The 18096-nt window shown below is 37.8% G+C and carries 14 protein-coding genes; 4 read left to right on the top strand and 10 right to left on the bottom strand.

Annotation, left to right across the window (positions count from 1 at the left end; genetic code table 11):
- Positions 1 to 93 precede the first annotated feature (93 nt).
- Both H3T48_RS03085 and H3T48_RS03080 read left to right on the top strand, forming a co-directional pair.
- Complete coding sequence (locus H3T48_RS03085) at positions 94 to 2490, top strand: Xaa-Pro dipeptidyl-peptidase (protein ID WP_198188443.1); 2397 nt, start codon at positions 94 to 96, stop codon at positions 2488 to 2490.
- Position 2491: 1 nt separating this feature from the next.
- The gene (locus tag H3T48_RS03080; RefSeq protein ID WP_109715618.1) at positions 2492 to 2794 is read left to right on the top strand and encodes a hypothetical protein; all 303 of its coding nucleotides are present in this window, start codon (positions 2492 to 2494) and stop codon (positions 2792 to 2794) included.
- A gap of 831 nt (positions 2795 to 3625) precedes the next feature.
- Here H3T48_RS03080 and H3T48_RS03075 read toward each other — a convergent pair.
- The 7 genes from H3T48_RS03075 to H3T48_RS03045 form a co-directional block, all read right to left on the bottom strand.
- Positions 3626 to 3886, bottom strand: a complete 261-nt coding sequence (locus tag H3T48_RS03075) for a transposase (protein ID WP_187158054.1) — start codon at positions 3884 to 3886, stop codon at positions 3626 to 3628.
- A gap of 77 nt (positions 3887 to 3963) precedes the next feature.
- Positions 3964 to 7146: a carbamoyl-phosphate synthase large subunit gene (carB, locus tag H3T48_RS03070; RefSeq protein ID WP_198188441.1), complete on the bottom strand. Its 3183-nt coding sequence runs from the start codon at positions 7144 to 7146 to the stop codon at positions 3964 to 3966.
- Positions 7139 to 8224 (bottom strand): carbamoyl phosphate synthase small subunit, encoded by a 1086-nt coding sequence (locus H3T48_RS03065; protein ID WP_198188435.1) that lies wholly within the window; start codon positions 8222 to 8224, stop codon positions 7139 to 7141. Before H3T48_RS03065 ends, carB begins: the two co-directional genes overlap by 8 nt.
- The gene (locus H3T48_RS03060) at positions 8225 to 9499 is read right to left on the bottom strand and encodes a dihydroorotase (protein WP_198188431.1); all 1275 of its coding nucleotides are present in this window, start codon (positions 9497 to 9499) and stop codon (positions 8225 to 8227) included.
- Entirely contained in the window at positions 9499 to 10455 is a 957-nt protein-coding gene (locus tag H3T48_RS03055; protein ID WP_187158057.1) for an aspartate carbamoyltransferase catalytic subunit, read from the bottom strand. The genes H3T48_RS03060 and H3T48_RS03055 overlap by 1 nt, the downstream gene beginning before the upstream one ends.
- A 159-nt stretch (positions 10456 to 10614) precedes the next feature.
- Positions 10615 to 11154 carry a bifunctional pyr operon transcriptional regulator/uracil phosphoribosyltransferase PyrR gene (pyrR, locus tag H3T48_RS03050; protein ID WP_122035448.1) on the bottom strand — a complete coding sequence of 180 codons (540 nt, stop codon included), beginning with the start codon at positions 11152 to 11154 and terminating at the stop codon, positions 10615 to 10617.
- Between the two features lie 237 nt (positions 11155 to 11391).
- Positions 11392 to 12315: a dihydroorotate dehydrogenase gene (locus H3T48_RS03045; protein WP_198188430.1), complete on the bottom strand. Its 924-nt coding sequence runs from the start codon at positions 12313 to 12315 to the stop codon at positions 11392 to 11394.
- A 244-nt stretch (positions 12316 to 12559) separates the two neighbouring features.
- On the opposite strand from H3T48_RS03045, the gene pyrF reads away from it, so the two are divergent.
- Both pyrF and pyrE read left to right on the top strand, forming a co-directional pair.
- Positions 12560 to 13267, top strand: a complete 708-nt coding sequence (pyrF, locus tag H3T48_RS03040; RefSeq protein ID WP_187158059.1) for an orotidine-5'-phosphate decarboxylase — start codon at positions 12560 to 12562, stop codon at positions 13265 to 13267.
- Entirely contained in the window at positions 13268 to 13903 is a 636-nt protein-coding gene (gene pyrE, locus H3T48_RS03035) for an orotate phosphoribosyltransferase (RefSeq protein WP_046307214.1), read from the top strand.
- A gap of 146 nt (positions 13904 to 14049) precedes the next feature.
- Here pyrE and H3T48_RS03030 read toward each other — a convergent pair whose 3' ends face one another.
- The 3 genes from H3T48_RS03030 to glnA all read right to left on the bottom strand — a co-directional run bounded on the left by H3T48_RS03030 (position 14050) and on the right by glnA (position 18025).
- Entirely contained in the window at positions 14050 to 15234 is a 1185-nt protein-coding gene (locus H3T48_RS03030) for an MFS transporter (RefSeq protein ID WP_074425095.1), read from the bottom strand.
- A gap of 268 nt (positions 15235 to 15502) precedes the next feature.
- Positions 15503 to 16522, bottom strand: coding sequence for a linear amide C-N hydrolase (locus H3T48_RS03025; protein ID WP_187158061.1), 1020 nt, complete (start codon positions 16520 to 16522; stop codon positions 15503 to 15505).
- Between the two features lie 165 nt (positions 16523 to 16687).
- Positions 16688 to 18025, bottom strand: coding sequence for a type I glutamate--ammonia ligase (glnA, locus tag H3T48_RS03020; RefSeq protein WP_198188425.1), 1338 nt, complete (start codon positions 18023 to 18025; stop codon positions 16688 to 16690).
- Positions 18026 to 18096 lie beyond the last annotated feature (71 nt).

The following is an 18096-nucleotide window of genomic DNA, read 5'->3' as shown; positions in this document are numbered from 1 at the left end:
CGGATGTAAAAATCCGTTTTTTATTTATCCTCTTTTTAAACTTTCGTAACATCTCAAGAACAGGTAAAATAAGAAAATAATAAGGAGGACAAGATGAAATATAACCAGTATGCATATGTTGAAACAAAATTAGAAACGCAAGTTAAAGAACTACTACAAATTAAATTTTTGCCTGCTAACTATCAGGATCTATCTTTTGCGCAACTATTAGCCGAAATGGTAGAAAATTGTCGGGCCGAAGTTCAGCCAAATGATGAAAACGCTCGTGCTACAAAACTAAATGAAATTGCTGTTACACCTACACAAACCTTGGCAGCTTTCTTGGATACAAAACCAGAAGAAATTTCATTGATTGAATTTTACAATATCGCTTTACAGTTATTGGACTACCGTGTTCATTATGACTACGACCTAAATGATCCCTGCAAGACAATGAAAAAGCAAGCTTTGCCAATGGTCGACAGTATTAGTAATAAAGAAGAACTAATTAGTGCCTTTTACCGATTACTAAATACGCGTACTAAAAACGGTCAGCTGCTAATCGATGTAATGGCTGGCAAAGGCTATTTTTATAACCGTAAAAATGAATTGCCTACTAACCAGTTTGTCTTCTTGAACGGTAAAAGCTTACCAGTATTTGACACTAGCAAAGTAATTCGAGAAGTTGTTTATGTTGAAAGTGATCTAGATACTGATGGCGACGGCCAATCTGACTTACTTCAAGCAACTATTTTTCGTCCTTTCGAAAGTGAAAAAATGCCTGTTCCAGCCTTGTATACAGCTAGTCCCTACTTTGGTGGAATTATTGACAACGAAAAACGTAACCATAATGTTGACGAAAATCTGACGGATGCTACTGAATGGACAAATCCACAGTACGAGCCATCTGCTGTAGTCAAAGCGAGAAAACCTAGTGATGAAAATACTTCTTCTGCAACTGAAATGGCTGTCGGCAAATCTTCTTATACCCTAAATGAATATTTGTTAGCTCGCGGCTTTGCCAGTGTTTTTGCTGGTGCAATCGGTACACGAGGAAGTGACGGTCTGCGAATCACAGGTGCCCCAGAAGAAACTGAGAGTGCCAAAGAAATTATTGAATGGCTTCATGGAGACAGAATTGCCTATACCGACCGCTCGCGAAAACATGAGATTAAAGCAGATTGGTGCAACCATAATATTGGAATGACCGGTCGCTCATATTTAGGGACTTTACAAATTGCAATCGCAACGACTGGTGTTGCCGGATTAAAGACAGTTGTCTCTGAAGCTGCTATATCTTCTTGGTATGACTACTACCGTGAACACGGCCTTGTAATCGCTCCTGAAGATTGTCAAGGTGAAGACTTAGATTTATTAGCAGAAACTTGTCAATCTAACTTACTGGATTCAGGTGACTACATTAAGATTAAGCCTAAATATGATGAAATGCAGGCTAGTCTACTAGAAAAAGAAGACCGTAAAACGGGCCAATATTCTGATTACTGGGAAAATAGAAATTACCGTCATCATACAGATAAAATCAATTGCTCTTGGATTAGCGTTCATGGCCTAAATGACTGGAACGTCAAGCCGAAAAATGTCTATAAAATTTGGCAAAAAGTAAAAGACTTACCGGTTGAGCACCACTTATTTTTACACCAAGGACCTCATTATAATATGAATAACTTGGTATCAATTGATTTCACTGATTTAATGAATTTATGGTTTGTTCACGAATTATTGGGTATCGAAAATAATGCCTACAATCAATGGCCAACTGTCATGATTCAAGACAATCTCGAGGCCGATATCTGGCACGATGAAGAGGACTGGAGCAATGACGTTGGTCAAAAAGTAGTTTACTACCCAACTGACGATGCCGAATTGCAAAAAGATGGTAACGGCAAAAAGAAGCTTGCTTTTCTTGATTTAGGTGGTAAAGATTTTAAAGCAGCTAAAATTTCTGAAAGTGCTTGGCAAGATAAATTTATTGCTGGTGATGAAAAATGGGCTAAGCCTAGTCTTCGCTTTACAACAGATGAGTTTATTCACCCAGTAACTATTGTTGGACGTCCTGAAGTAAAATTACGTGTTTCATCTAGTCTTAACAAAGGCCAAATTTCTGTTGCTCTAGTGGAACTTGGTGACCGTAAGCGTCTAACTGCAGTACCAAAATTCCTGATGCGTGATGGCCAAGAACTTGGTTTTCGTTTTGGAACAGATACATTGCAAGAATTTGTTCCTGATAAGCTATCTCATGCTAAATTAATAACTAAGGCTCACATGAATCTACAGAATTATGCGGACATGCAAAAACCTGCAGCAATTGAGCCAGGAGAATTCTATGATTTGAGCTTTGAATTACAACCTACTTACTATAAAATTCCAGTAGGCAGCAAACTATGCTTAATTATCTATTCAACTGACCAAGGCATGACCAAACGACCACTTGAAGAAACAACTTATACGATTGATCTCGCAAAAACAGAAATCAAATTTAACGAAAAATAAAATGGACGAAAAAAAGCAAGAAGATTTAATACTTGTTATAAAAACAAGTATTAAAAATGATTTTGAATATAAAATTGAAAAATCATATAAAAATAGCGTTTTTATTGTTGTGTATTCTACTGAAAGTCTCTCTACCATTTTACATTTATGTGGAACGCTTGGTGCCTTCTTTAATTATGGTAAGGCAGAAGAAGTCGATGAAATTCATGCTTTTGAATATGAAGTTTCAATAACTGATTATGGACTTGATCTTTCAGAGGTTGCAAGATTGACACGTGAATATATAGATCCTAATGATATTTGATAAGACCCATCTATCACTAAAGTAAAAGAAGGCACTTTAAAGTGCCTTCTTTTATTTGCTTAGAGCAGTTGAAAAAGTGACAAAAAGCTCATGCTTTATCGGTTTCAAATAAAACAATAGAAAAAAATTACCACCGTCAAAACCAACCTTAAATTTTTTAAGTTTCATTTCAATAGAGTACACACATCAATGATCGGTGATAAATAGGTCTTTTGCACCTTGAGCTTAAACTTAGTTATATCTGAATACCATTTGTGATGGTGATAAACCGCACTAAAGCTGCGTTTAATCGAGTCAGGCTTAATCAGACCCTGAGTACCGCGATAGCTGTTGTATTTGTGCCAGCGTTTACTGACTATGTCAAATAATTTCATTTTGTTATTAGGCACTGCACCTTTTTATGATTGATTAATAAACCGTGACGTCTAAGCTATACAGTAATGCGGCGATAGCCATAGTGGTGCTTGTATTCTTCATAAATAGCTCTGATTTCAGCCATTATTTCTTAATTATTCCGATCTTTGTCCTTCTTCTTTAAAGCGCGTAGTAGCAATTACTACGAGAAAGACGGGGCGGATTCAAGTTGGCATTAATGGCATCAAGAATAAAAGTTACACTGACCTTAAGCTCGCTTCTTAGTTGGGTGACTGCCAGGGCTATTTCCGAGGCTTGCGGTTCTTGCTCCGCTGGTCGATTAAGACGCTCAATTTTTTATAAATTCGTTCTCGATTTTCAGCTTTAAGTTCTGCTGGCGTAAGCGGTTGTCCTCTCTACTTGTTAACGATATTATATCCATTTTCACGGTATTCGCGCAGTCAATTGGACAACATGTCATAACTTTTCTAGTGCTACGTAATAAAGGGGCTCATGGTTAACTACGATTCGCTTGAGAGCCTGCTCCTTAAAATTACTTGTATAAGTAGTGAACGGCTGGTTTAAAATAGCTAGACCGTGACGGTCAATTAAAGCCAACAAGTAACTAATATTAGATTTGCCAACCCGATAACGCTGACTTAACTCAATAGAACCGATTTGATAATCATGCCAAAGATGATAGATTTCAATTTTATCTTGTTTAGATAATTTAGACATAAAAATAACCCCCAAATTTGTCCTAAATTTGGGGGTCATATCAGATATCCTGTAGTTCTCTTTTTGTTAGCTTTTTTCTATTTTAAGCTCGTTGTTATAAATGAACGATTTTCCAAAGCGATTAATAGCGCTCGCGCTGTATCTAGACTAGTAATCAATGGAATATTTTGCTGGATTGCATTTTGTCTAATAATGAAGCCATCAGAGTTTTTGGCCACATCGTGCCCCATTGTATTAATTACTAGATCAATCTTACCATTTTTAAACTCACTTAAAAGGTTGTCTTCCTTCTCTTCATGGATTTTACTTACTTCAGTTACATGAAGGCCATTATCCCGCAAGAAGTTAGCTGTTCCACTAGTGGCAAAAATTCTGTAACCGATTTGAGCAAATCTTTTGGCAATCGGTAAGATTGCTTGTTTGTCACGGTCCTCAATTGTTAACAAAACATTGCCGCTGTCAGGAATTTGCATATTGGCGCCTGAAAAGGCCTTGTACAATGCTTTAGGGAAGCTCAAGTCGCTACCCATAACCTCACCAGTTGATTTCATTTCTGGTCCAAGGTAACTATCGACATCAGCAAGCTTACTGAATGAAAAGACAGGTGCCTTAACACTAATCATTTTTGGTTCGGGAGCCAAGCCATCAGCATAACCTTGCTCTTTCAAGCTCTCACCCATAATAACTCGTGTTGCCACTTGTGCCATTTCAATATCAGTAATTTTACTCAAAAATGGAACTGTTCGACTAGCACGTGGGTTAACTTCAATAATATAAATTTCCCCATCACGCTCAATTAGCTGCAAGTTCATGATACCATGACAATTTAGCTTCAAGGCTAGTTTCTTGGTAACATCAGCAATTTTTTGCTTAATGTCAGGGGTAAAGGTTTGAGCTGGGTAAACAGCCATTGAGTCACCAGAGTGGACTCCGGCGTGTTCAATATGTTCCATAATTCCTGGAATTAGAACTGTTTCGCCATCACAAATTGCATCAACGTCACACTCGCGACCATCAAGATAGTCGTCAACTAGGATTGGATGGCTGCTGGCGATATCAACGTGATTATTTAAGTAATCTTCGAGTTCTGCTTCAGTATAAACAATTTCCATTGCCTTACCACCAAGCACATAACTAGGTCTTACTAAAACAGGATAACCAAGTTGCTTTGCTGCTTCAATTACACCGTCGTGCGTGGTAGTAGTTATACCTTGAGGTTGCTTTAATCCTAATTCTTTAACTACTTGGTCAAACAATTCACGGTCTTCAGCACGGTTCAAATCAGCCACACTAGTACCCAAGATCTTAACTCCATGTTCTTCTAAGCCCGCAGCCAAGTTGATTGAGGTTTGTCCACCAAACTGAATAATGACACCCTCAGGCTTTTCTAAGTCACAAACGTTTAAGACATCTTCTAAAGTTAATGGTTCAAAGTATAATTTATCTGAAATAGAGAAATCAGTTGAAACAGTTTCAGGATTAGAATTAATGACAATTGCTTCATATCCCATTTTCTGCAATGCCTTCACACAGTGAACAGTAGCGTAATCGAATTCTACCCCTTGACCAATTCTGATTGGACCGGAACCAACAACCAAAACTGACTTCTTGTTGGTTTTCAAACTTTCATTTTCAAAATCATAAGTTGAATAAAAGTATGGTGTCTTAGAAACAAATTCTGCAGCACAAGTGTCAACCATTTTATAGACTGGAATAATACCATTGCTCTTACGCAAATTACGTACCTGATCTACATTTTCATTCCACAAGTTGGCAATAGTATCATCGCTAAAACCGTATTTTTTGGCATTCTTTAATATGGCAATATCATCAGGATTTGCTTGAATTTCTTTTTCTAATTCTACAATGTGCTTAACGATATCCAAGAAGTAGAAATTAATTTTAGTCAACTCATGTACGTCTGAAATTGAGTAATCTCTTCTAAAGGCCTCAGCAATATAGAAGAGACGGTCGTCTTGCACTTTAACTAATTTAGTTTCAAGATCTTCGTCGCTTGCTTCATGCGCCTCTTTAGAAAAAAAGTCTTTTTGATCAATTTCAAGTGAACGTACAGCTTTTTGGAATGCTTCTTCAGCTGTACGACCAATTGCCATTACTTCTCCAGTGGCTTTCATTTGTGTACCAAGTTGACGATCAGCCTTGGTAAACTTGTCAAATGGAAAACGTGGAATCTTGCAGACAACGTAATCAAGCGCAGGCTCAAATTCAGCAAAAGTTGTACCAGTAACAGGATTCTTGATTTCATCTAAAGTTAAACCAACAGCAATTTTGGCTGCCATCTTGGCAATCGGATAACCAGTTGCTTTAGAAGCTAAGGCTGATGATCTTGAAACACGAGGGTTAACTTCGATAACATCGTAGTCAAAGCTATTAGGATCAAGGGCTAACTGAACATTACATCCCCCTTCAATCTTCAAAGCTCTAATCAAACGCAAGGAACAGTCTCTAAGCATTTGATACTCTTTATCAGATAGAGTTTGAGAAGGCGAGAAAACAATTGAATCTCCTGTGTGAATACCAACTGGATCGAAGTTTTCCATACAACATACAATCATGGCATTATCATCATGATCTCGCATTACTTCAAATTCGATTTCTTTGTATCCAGCAATTGATTTTTCAATTAAACATTCAGTTACTGGTGACAATTCCAAACCATTTTTGGCAACACTAGCAAGTTCTTCGCGGTCATTACAAATACCGCCACCTGTTCCACCCATTGTGAAAGCAGGACGAACAATTATTGGATAGCCAATTTCATCACCAAAGTCTAAAGCTTCTTGAACGGTTTTAACACTTTTTGAAGGTGGAACTGGTTCGCCTAATTTTTGACACAGTTCTTTGAACTTCTCTCGGTCTTCTGCTTGTTCGATTGACTCAAGTTTAGTTCCCAGAAGTTCAATATTTAACTCATCTAAAATACCAGTTTCAGCTAAGGACAAGGCCATGTTTAAGCCAACTTGACCACCCAAAGTAGGTAAAATTGCATCAGGATATTCTTGACGAATGATACGTGACACTGAATCAACTGTTAATGGCTCAATATATACTTTATCAGCAATTGTGGTATCAGTCATAATTGTTGCTGGATTAGAGTTAACCAGTACTACTTCATAACCTTCTTCACGTAAAGCAAGGCAGGCTTGAGTTCCCGAATAGTCAAATTCTGCAGCTTGTCCAATAATAATCGGACCAGAACCGATCACCATTATTTTTTTGATATCTGTTCTTTTAGGCATGAGTCTGTGCTTCCTTTCTTTGATCAATCATTTGCATGAAATAGTCAAAAATACTTTCTTCATCGTGAGGTCCAGGGGTACTGTCTGGGTGGAATTGAACTGAAAAAGCTGGATACTTTTTATGGCGTAATCCTTCTACAGTGCCGTCGTTAACTTCAACGTGAGTAATCATGAGGTTTTCTGGATCAACTGAATCGCGATCAACTGCGTATCCATGGTTTTGTGAAGTAAAGCCGATATTACCAGTTGCAATTTCACGCACTGGGTGGTTAAAACCACGGTGACCGAATTTCATTTTATAAGTTTTGGCACCATTAGCTAAGGCAAATACTTGGTGACCCATACATATACCCATCAAAGGAATATGCTTTTCCACCTCTTTAACCATTTCTACGGCATCTGCCATTTCAAGCGGATCACCAGGTCCATTGGACAAGAGCACACCGTCTGGTTTCAATGATAAGATTTTTTCGGCCGAAACTGTGTAAGGTAAAACAACACAGTTACAGTCACGTTTGGCAAGCTCACGTAAAATACTGTTCTTTAAGCCAAAATCAACTACAACAATATTTCGCTTTGAGCCAGGTACCGGATAAGGTGTAGAAGTTGAAACTCGGCTAACTACATCTTTAGTAACATTAATCTTCTTAAGCTCAGAAGCAACTGTCTCTGCCTCTTCTTTTGAATCGCAGATTTGGCCCTTCATAGTTCCGTACATTCTCAACTTTTTAACCAGTTCTCTGGTATCGATTCCCTGGACTCCCGGTATATCCAAGCTCTCCAAAAAATCAGGTAAAGTTGTTTGCATCCGCCAATTATCTGGGTAGCGTGCAACTTGATGGCAAATCACGCCCTTAATGCCAGGCTCAAGTGATTCATAATCTGCCAACGTAATTCCATAATTACCAATTAACGGATTGGTAAAAACTAAAATTTGATCTGCATATGACTGATCCGTAATAGCTTCTTGATAGCCTGTCATACCTGTTGTGAATACGACTTCACCTTTGGTTTCTTTTTTGCTGCCAAAGCCTTCGCCTTCATATATGCTGCCATCTTCTAAGATTAAGTATCTCATTTAATTTCCTTCCTTTTGGTAAACAACTTTACCATCGACTATGGTCATGGATGTTTGACCATAAACTTCATCCCCCGTAAAAGGAGTATTAGTTCCTTTTGATAAATAATCAGTTTCGGCAATTTTATGACTACTATTCAAGTCAAAAATTGCAATATCTGCGGGTTGTCCTAAAGCTATCCTGCCCGCTTGACTAAGTCCAAACGCTTCGGCAGGTTTAGCAGTTAACCATTTCAATAACTGCGTTAGTGAAAAAACACCGGTTTTAACAAAATGGGTATATAGTTCGCTAAAGACAGTTTCGCTCCCAGTGATGCCAAAGGCGGCTTTTGCAAAACCACCTGCCTTATCTTCTTGGGTATGCGGAGCATGATCTGTTGCAATCATATCAATTGTACCGTCAAGTAAACCTTCAATTAGCGCTTGTTGATCAGCCTTACTTCTAAGTGGCGGATTCATTTTATAGTTACCGTCATTTGCAGGGATGTCGTAATCCGCAATTAACAAGTGATGTGGTGCAACTTCACAAGTAACGTTAATACCTGCCTTCTTGGCAAGTCTTACCAAAGCCACACTCTTTTCAGTTGAAACATGACAAATGTGATATCTCACACCCGTCTTTTGTGCAAGCAATAGATCACGTGCAATTTGCGTTGTCTCGGCCAACTCAGTAACTGGCCGCACCCCAAACTCCTCTGCTTTTTTTCCTTCATTTATCACACCCAGATTAAAAAGCGAATCATCTTGCGCGTGCTCAGCGATGACTAGATTATTCTTCTTTGCTTGCTGCATGGCCAAGTACATTGTTTGTGCACTCTGAACACCCTTACCATCGTTACTTAATGCAAAACAGCCCGCTTCTTTCAAGCCTTGATAATCCGGAATCTCATCGCCTATTTCATCTGTCGTTATCGGACCATACTGCATGATATGAACCACACCATGGTCCTGATTATTTTTAACCATCTCAGACATTAATTCCGGTGTGTTAGGTACCGGAGTAACATTTGGCATGGCACCAACAGTGGTGAATCCACCGTGTGCTGCTGCTTTAGAACCGGTCTGCACGTTTTCTTTATTAGTTTGGCCAGGATCACGATAATGAACGTGGACATCAACTAAACCAGGACTAACTAATTTTCCACTTGCATCAATTTCATTGTCTCCTGTAAGTGATTGTCCAATAGCAACTATTTTGCCTTTTTCAATTAAGAGATCGCCCGATTCAATCCGGTCCCCGATAAAAAGTTGCCCGTTTTTAATTACAGTTGACATTAGGAAAGGCCTCCTAGCTTGCGCCCACGCACTACAGCTTCAATCATTGCCATTCTCATAAATACACCATTTTCCATTTGACGAACAAAGCGGCATTTAGGTGCTTCTACCAACTCACTTGCCAATTCAACTCCCCGATTAATTGGACCTGGATGCATAATAATGGCATCATCTTTCATTTGATCATAGCGTTTCTGATTAATTCCAAATTCTTCGTGATATTGCTTTGCATCAAACTGTGCTTCATTTGGATCACCGGCGTGACGTTCATGTTGAACCCGTAAGAGCATCATGACATCCATTTGGTCGACTAATTCATCAAGCTCTTTAAACTGACCATACTGATCATACTTGCTGTCATACCAGTAGCTTGGGCCAGAGAAGTAAACCTGCGCACCTAACTTATTTAAGAGCTCCATGTTGCTCTTAGCTACTCTTGAGTTAGTGATGTCGCCGACAATTGCAATTTTGAGATCTTTAAAATGACCAAATTGTTCGTAAATTGTCATCATGTCTAGTAGGCATTGCGAAGGATGTTGTCCACTACCGTCACCGGCATTAATTACGCCAATGTTTAAATGCTCATTTTTCTTAGGATGGATTAACTCTTCATAATATTCATTCTCAGGATGTCTAATTACTTCGAGATCAATTCCAACGGCTTGCATAACTAAAGAAGTGTCATAAAGCGTTTCGCCTTTTTTAGTTGAACTATGAGATGGATCAAACGGAATAACCGTTAAACCTAACTTTCTTTCAGCCATTTCAAAGCTGGTATGTGTCCTACTAGAATTTTCGAAAAACATGTTTGTAACATATACAGGCTCAGTTAAATGAGGTCTAGCACCACCATTTTTAAAGTATTGTGCGCGCGCAATCAATGCTTCAACTTCTTGCACACTCAGGTCTTCAACACTGACGAATGATGATAAAGTGACTAAATTGGTCGTTTTCATTTTAAAACTCTTTTCTTTTGCAAAAAAATAAACCGGAAGCTTTTACTCCAGGTTTATCAAAAGGGAATTTTATTTTATGCAGTGCCGCACAAAAGAAATTCAAGCCCTTCTGACCCTCTCTGGAGTCAATTAAATGGTTGAATTAAATCATAACTTTTATCACGATAGTGGTTTCAGTTCAACACTATCTTTTTGATCAATTTCTTCAACTTTAACGGCAACTTGCTCGTTTGAAGAAGTTGGAATATTTTTACCGACAAAATCAGCTCTAATTGGTAACTCACGGTGACCGCGGTCAACTAATACGGCAACAGCAATTGAGCTCGGACGTCCCATGTCCATCAATGCATCCATAGCCGCACGAATTGTTCGGCCAGTGTAAATAACATCATCAACAAGGATTACATGTTTATCAGTAATATTAACGCCCAATTCATCTGAATTAACAACAGGATCCTGTTTTAAAGAAGCATCATGACGGTCATCACGATAAAGTGTGATATCAAGTTGACCAAAAGGTACATCTACGCCTTCAAGTTTTTGAATCCGGTCGTGAATACGTTGTGCTAAATAAACACCACGAGTTTTGATGCCAACTAAAACTAAATCTTCTGTGCCTTTATTATGTTCAATAATTTCATAAGTAATTCGTGTCAAAGCACGCTTCATTGCAAGCGCATCCCAGATTTCTTTTGCCATCATTTTTCTCCTATTACCGTTGCTATGAAAAAACACCTAGTCTAAATGAGACTAGGTGCTTCCTAAAAAGTTTGATACTTAATTAAGCCTGCCTTGCTAGCCTCACTGGACTAATTTAAAGGACATATTTCTATTTAAATATACGTGTTCCACTCCTACTTGTCAACTAAAAATCTTAGGTTATTAGCAGAATTCAAGAAAGAGTATCAAACATAAATTTGCACTTAATTGTTAAACTTAGTTAAACTCGACCTGATTAACTAAGTCATTAATATCTTCGACACCTAGTTCTTCAAGTACCGCTGGCAAATCACGTGCAATATGTGGACATGCTAATGCATCCTTAAAATGAGCACTGCCAACTTCGACTGCATTAGCACCTGCTAGCATAAATTCAACAACATCTTTTGCAGATTCAATTCCACCCATTCCGATAATTGGCAAGTTAGTAGCCTGACGCACTTGATTAATCTGATACAGTGCAATTGGCTTTACAGCGCTACCAGAATAACCGCCGATATTGTTACCTAAAAGTGGTTTACGTGTTTTAAGATCAATCCGCATCCCAGTTACCGTGTTAATCATTGCCAATCCATCAGCGCCACCAGCTTCTGCTGCACGCGCAATTTCAGTTGTGCTTGTTACATTTGGCGTTAACTTAATATAAATTGGCACATTAACCGCGGCCTTAATTTTAGCAGTTAAACTTTCAACGAGTTCAGGATGAACACCAAAGGTCATGCCACCTTCAGCAACATTAGGACAGGAAAAGTTGATTTCTAGTGCATCAACTAAGTTTGAATTAGCTAATTTAGTTGCTACTTCAACGTAACCCTCTTCACTTTCACCACCTACGCTTGCAATTAGTGGCAGCATCGGATAACTCTTTTTCAATTCAGGTAATTTGTCGCTTACGACTTGATCAACTCCTGGATTTGTTAGGCCAACCGAGTTAAGTACCCCATTGTCTAAAACGGCAATTTGTGGTTGCGGATTACCAACTCGCGCTTTTGGCGTAGTTGTTTTAATTACTAGTGCACCTAATTCATTCAAATCAAATTTCTTAGCTGCTGGTACGTCGCCAAAACCAAAAGTACCACTAGCAGGCATGATTGGATTTTTTAAATTAAGTCCTGGTAATTTTACGCTGATATTTGTCATAAGTTCCTCCAAAAATGAATGCTCTCAGTCATTACAATTATTTTTGGCTCTATTTTACACGTTTTTTCATTTTTTAAAAACTAAAAATTGGTTGTATTTTATTGATGAAGGTGGTAATCTCAATGTTGACAAACTTTAAACGGTACAGAGAGACCGCAAGTTGAACATGACTTAAATTAAATAAAAAGTCTATTTTGTTGCACTCTTGTACCAGAATAGGCTTTTTTGCTTGTGGAGGTTTTTAATGGAAAAAGCGGTATTTGTAGCTTTGGACTATGACAATGAAAATGATGTTCAAATGCTACTGGCAAAACTAGGCAAGCCCGAAAATACTTATTTAAAAATTGGAATGGAACTTTTCTATCACGCCGGGTCGGACTTAGTTAAAGAACTAGTTCAACAAGGTTACCCCATTTTTTTGGATTTAAAGCTACACGATATTCCAAACACAGTTTATCAAGCAGCTAAACAGCTTGCTCGACTTGGAATTTTTTGTACAACTATCCATGCTCTTGGTGGTAGTGAAATGATTGCAGCTGCACAAAAAGGATTGATAGACGGAACTCCTGAAGGAAAGGAAATTCCTAAACTGCTAGCAGTAACCGAGCTCACATCCATTTCAGATTCAATCTTGGCAAATGAACAAAATTGTTCATTACCAATGGCTGAGCAAGTTGTTAGCCTTGCCCAAACAGCTAAGAAAGCTGGCGCTGATGGTGTAATTTGTTCACCACTTGAAGTTGAAAAACTGAAAAAAGAAGTTGGAGATGACTTTTTATACGTCACACCCGGCATTCGTTTAGCAAGTGACACCAATGGAGATCAAAAGCGTGTTGCAACACCACACAAAGCTAAAGAATTTGGTTCTAGCGCGATTGTTGTTGGACGATCAATCACACAAGCAGATAATCCAGAATTAACATATCAAAAAATTAAAAAGGAGTTCAATTAAATGTATCAAGATCAAATCATTAACAAACTTGTTGAAGAAAAAATTATTACTATTTCACCTGACAAACCCTATACCTATGCCAGTGGTATGTTATCACCAATCTACACTGACTTAAGATTGACGGTTTCTTATCCGGATTTACGCGATTGGATTGCTACCGACTTAGCCGCATTGATTAAAGAAAAATATCCTAATGTATCTGTAATCGGTGGTGTTGCCACTGCTGGAATCCCTCATGCAGCCTGGGTTGCTACCAAATTAGGCTTGCCAATGATTTACGTTAGACCAAAACCTAAAGATCACGGAAAAGGTCGCCAAATCGAAGGACGCTTTACTGAAAATGATCAAATTGTTTTAATCGACGACTTAATTACAACAGGTGGTTCTGTCATCAACGCCGTTAAGGCGACTGAAAATGAAGGTGGCAACGTCATCGGTGTAGGTTCAATTTTCACATACTACCTCAGTGATACTAAAAAGAACTTTGCTGATGCAGGTGTAGACTTCAGTCCACTGCTCACTTATCCTCAACTACTTCAAAAAGAAAAAGAAATGAACTATATTAGTTCTGATGAATATGAAGCATTAAAAACGTGGCACGAAGATCCATGGGAATGGGGTAAAAAGTTCCAATAATTAATCTTGCTAACAAAAAGTGCAGCTAAACAATCGTTTAGTTGCACTTTTTTAGTTGCAATCGTAATTTACACGCAAATTTTTGCGAAAAATTGTCTATGTTACATACTTCTAGTCTATTTGTCTCCCTAGGTCTTATCACACTTTTAATGATGATTAATTGCTCCATTCAATCGGGTATGGTAACGCCAGTACACAATCAACATCAGTGGTAATAACAGCAATTGAATTGGGTAGAAAAATTTAATTGGCAAAAGATCGCTAATTAATCCCATAATAATTGGACCAAATGCCATCCCAATATCTAATCCCAAGTAAAAAGTGCTACTTGCTAGTCCCTGCTCACTAATTGGCGCCAAAAGAAGTGCTGTTGACTGCAAAATTGAATAGATTACCCCATAGCCAACTGCCATAAAAGCAGCAGCTAAGGCCATCATCAAATTATTCTTCATAGTTGATAATAAAAGCAGATAAATCAAAGTGGCTCCAATACTAACCCAAAACCAGATACCAAATTTGACTGTATCGAAAAAGTTTTTTAGAAAGATTCTAATTACTAGTAGAACCACAGCATAAATCAAAAAGAATGATCCCACATTAACATTCAGATGACGTTCTTGAGCATAAGTAACCAAATCAGCTTGCGTGGCAAAATAAGGAAAAGCAAATAATGTCGTCAGCAGTGCGATTGGCAGAACGTTTTTTTGAATAATTTTAAACTGATGCGAAGAACCGGACTTTTTCTTAGCCGTACCTTTTTTAGGATTTGCACGATTACCAACAAATTGAATGATAATGACCATCATAAAAGCTGCAATTGCAGAAGCAATTAGTGCCAGCCGGTAACCAGTTTTTTGATAAACATTAATTGCCAAGGCCGGAGCAACCGCCATTGCCAAAGCATTCATTAAGCCATAAAAGCCCATAGCTTGACCGACATGAGCCCGAGGAACCAAAAATGCTAGCCACGTAGACATGCAAACAGTACATAGAACGAACCCGGCGCCATTAATCAAGCGAAAAATTAATAACCAGTTGCTAGCAGGAGCTATGACATAGCCAATCACACCTATCATGATTAAAATACCGCCAATCAATGATAAGCAATATTTAGAAAGTTTATCTGTTAAATTCCCTGCTATTGGCCTTAGAAACATTGATGCAATACTCATAATGCCGACTATAACGCCTGCAAATGCACTACTTGCTCCAAGACTTTTGGCATAACCGTTAATTAGTGGATTAACAAACATTGTACTGAACATAAAAAAGAACGAAGCTGCCATCACTAGAATTACGTCTTTGGTATAAATTGATTTTTCTTTAGCCATTTAATCTCTCACTTAGTTTTAAAAATAGATTAATGTTTTTATTCTATCACTTATAACATTTTGAGTTAACTACGAATTGCATGCAAATTTTTACTATTACAAAAAGCTATTGTTTTTGCATAACTAACATTAGCTAGATACTCAAGCTTTTTAAAAAGATAGTTTTATTCAAGCATGTCCCTCGTTCTATGCTAGGACCAACTGCAGCAAAGTTTAACAATCAAAAAAGACACTCCATTTATTGAAATGCCTTCTTTATTAGTAATAATTAGTTTTTGGTCTCTAAAACTTTAAATTCGTGCTGAATAGGCTGTGTAACCTTAGTAGTTATATTCGGATCAAGTACAAATTTAGTCATTGTTGGACAGTCCTCAGGTTGAATGTATAGACTTCTTTGGGTCACGTCATAACCAGCCCAATAACCAGTGTAATCACAGTTATCAGTTTCTGCACTAAGATGCTCAATTCCTCTTGGAATCATTAATGCTTTAAAGACATTATAAAGCTGTGTAATTCCTTGATCAGAATGAAAAGGTGCAAGGAATTTTGAAAGATAAGTACTTCGAACAAAACGAGATGGTGCTGTATAGTCCCCAGGTAAGCCAATCAATCCGGAGCCACTTTCAATTTGTTTGATATCCAGTTGATCAGTAATTTGGTTATGACCTAAATTGTGGTTTGTAAGCTGAAGATAGTTACGTAAGTTATCCAAGTGCCATGGATACTCTGGACTGTTAGTCATTACACCAATGCCATCATAAATTTTGAAAGCACCATTATTTACCGGCTCTAAAATGAGACTTTTACCAGTTGAATCGCTGAAAGTATAGTGCATTGGAATTGGCGTTGGGATGCCAGTATCAGCAGCTTCCCAGTCAGGATAAGTTGTTTTTTCCTGGCCCATCTTTTGAAAAGCTTCTTTAATTTCGGCAATACTACCAAAATTACTTAAAACGTAGGCAACTACTTCTTCACCGATGATTGGTTTTAGGCCACGCTTTTTGAGATTATCAACTGTATCCCAAGAAGCTTCTTCTAGGTATTGTGCGTCCCCTACAATACCAGCACTGTTAATACCATCATTAAAAAATAGAGAATCATTAACATTAATTCCCATAAAAGCATATTTAGTTGACCAACTTTGATGCAAACCTTCTAATTCATAATTTGCAGGATAAGAGGTCATTTTACTGTCAGCACTAGGCTTAAATGGATCAAAAGTGAAGTCCATTGTCCGACCCCAAAATACATCTCCGTTATCTGCAGTAATTGAAATATTTGTACACATTTTTTACCTCCTATAACTCAATAAATACTAAGGATGAATATATCTTATCATACATTTATTATTAAAAAATAGTTGTTATTTTAATCAGCTTTTCAGCTTCAAAATACTGTAGCAAATAAAAAGCGAAACAATCATTTGCTTCGCTTTTACTATATTTCTTATTAATTAATAGCCCATGTAGCGATTTCTTTCCCAATCTGAAACTGTTTCGGCGTATTGTGCCCATTCAAGTTCTTTGGAATCGATAAAGCTTTGTGTAAGATGTTCACCAAGTGCTTCTTGAATTAATTTATCTTCTTTGAAGGCCTTAAGTGCGTTGTGCAAAGTTGAAGGTAAAGGCTTAATACCCATTTCGTTACGCTTTTCTTCACTAACTTCAAACAAGTTGCAAGTTACAGGATCCATTGGCATCTTTTCACGATTGATACCATCTAGACCCGCTTCCAAACATGCTGCTAACAATAGATATGGGTTAGCAGTTGGGTCAGCAGAACGCATTTCTAAACGAGTATTAACTTCTTCAGCCGAGGGTACTCTGACCATTGGAGAACGGTTCTTAGATGCCCAGGAAATGTAAACTGGTGCTTCATAACCAGGAATAAGTCGTTTATAAGAGTTAACTGTTGGGTTAGCAACCGCTGTAATTGCGCGAGCATGCTCAAGAATACCATTTAAGAAGTAAAGAGCAGTATTTGATAAGTGGTACTCATTATTCTTATCGTAGAAAGCATTTTTACCATCTTTGAACAAAGACATGTTAGTGTGCATACCATTACCAGCTTGACCTTGTAATGGCTTAGCCATGAATGTTGCGAACAAGCCATGCTTTTTAGCAATTTCGCGAACAATCATCTTGAAAGTTTGTACACGATCCGCAGTTGCCAAAGCATCGTCAAACTTAAAGTCAATTTCTTGTTGGCCATCACCAACTTCATGGTGAGCTGCTTCAACTTCAAAACCGATACTTTCCAAAGTTTCAACGATATCACGACGGCAACTTGCACTTTCATCATTTGAAGTTAAGTCAAAGTATGAAGCGTGATCTGGAACCTCAGTAGTCCAATCACCTTTTTCATTTAATTTAAATAAATGGAATTCTGCTTCAAAACCGATGTCAAATGCAGAAAAGCCCATGTCCTTCATTTGCTTTTCAATTCGCTTCAAATTATTACGTGGATCACCTTCAAATGGTTCACCATCTGTTGTATGAACGGAACAAATCAAGCAACCGATTTTACCACCACGACTATCTGTCCAAGGTAGTACTGACCAAGTTGAAAAGTCTGGGAACAAAATCATGTCACTTTCTTCTAGACGAACAAAGCCATCAATTGAAGAACCATCAAATCTAACATCATTAGTCAAAACCTTGTCTAATTGGCTAGTTGGAACTTCTACTGCTTTAAGAGTTCCATTAATATCTGTAAAAGCCAATCGAATAAAGCGAACGTCATCATCAATAACGCTCTTTCTAATATCATCTGCTGTAATTTTCTTTGTCATGCTTTTCCACCTAAAAATATAAACAACTATAAATAACTAACAATTGGTATAGCCCGAACACAGTTTTCCAA

The sequence above is a fragment of the Lactobacillus sp. M0403 genome (assembly GCF_016101265.1).
In the GTDB taxonomy this organism is placed as follows: Bacteria; Bacillota; Bacilli; order Lactobacillales; family Lactobacillaceae; genus Lactobacillus; species Lactobacillus apis.
The sequence above is the reverse complement of the archived record's forward strand: the minus strand, read 5'-3'. Positions and strand labels throughout refer to the sequence as shown.

Coding starts and splice junctions, on each gene's coding strand:
- H3T48_RS03085 (WP_198188443.1), top strand. CDS start 94: ATGAAATATAACCAGTATGCATATGTTGAAACAAAATTAGAAACGCAA.
- H3T48_RS03080 (WP_109715618.1), top strand. CDS start 2,492: ATGGACGAAAAAAAGCAAGAAGATTTAATACTTGTTATAAAAACAAGT.
- H3T48_RS03075 (WP_187158054.1), bottom strand. CDS start 3,886: ATGTCTAAATTATCTAAACAAGATAAAATTGAAATCTATCATCTTTGG.
- carB (WP_198188441.1), bottom strand. CDS start 7,146: ATGCCTAAAAGAACAGATATCAAAAAAATAATGGTGATCGGTTCTGGT.
- H3T48_RS03065 (WP_198188435.1), bottom strand. CDS start 8,224: ATGAGATACTTAATCTTAGAAGATGGCAGCATATATGAAGGCGAAGGC.
- H3T48_RS03060 (WP_198188431.1), bottom strand. CDS start 9,499: ATGTCAACTGTAATTAAAAACGGGCAACTTTTTATCGGGGACCGGATT.
- H3T48_RS03055 (WP_187158057.1), bottom strand. CDS start 10,455: ATGAAAACGACCAATTTAGTCACTTTATCATCATTCGTCAGTGTTGAA.
- pyrR (WP_122035448.1), bottom strand. CDS start 11,154: ATGGCAAAAGAAATCTGGGATGCGCTTGCAATGAAGCGTGCTTTGACA.
- H3T48_RS03045 (WP_198188430.1), bottom strand. CDS start 12,315: ATGACAAATATCAGCGTAAAATTACCAGGACTTAATTTAAAAAATCCA.
- pyrF (WP_187158059.1), top strand. CDS start 12,560: ATGGAAAAAGCGGTATTTGTAGCTTTGGACTATGACAATGAAAATGAT.
- pyrE (WP_046307214.1), top strand. CDS start 13,268: ATGTATCAAGATCAAATCATTAACAAACTTGTTGAAGAAAAAATTATT.
- H3T48_RS03030 (WP_074425095.1), bottom strand. CDS start 15,234: ATGGCTAAAGAAAAATCAATTTATACCAAAGACGTAATTCTAGTGATG.
- H3T48_RS03025 (WP_187158061.1), bottom strand. CDS start 16,522: ATGTGTACAAATATTTCAATTACTGCAGATAACGGAGATGTATTTTGG.
- glnA (WP_198188425.1), bottom strand. CDS start 18,025: ATGACAAAGAAAATTACAGCAGATGATATTAGAAAGAGCGTTATTGAT.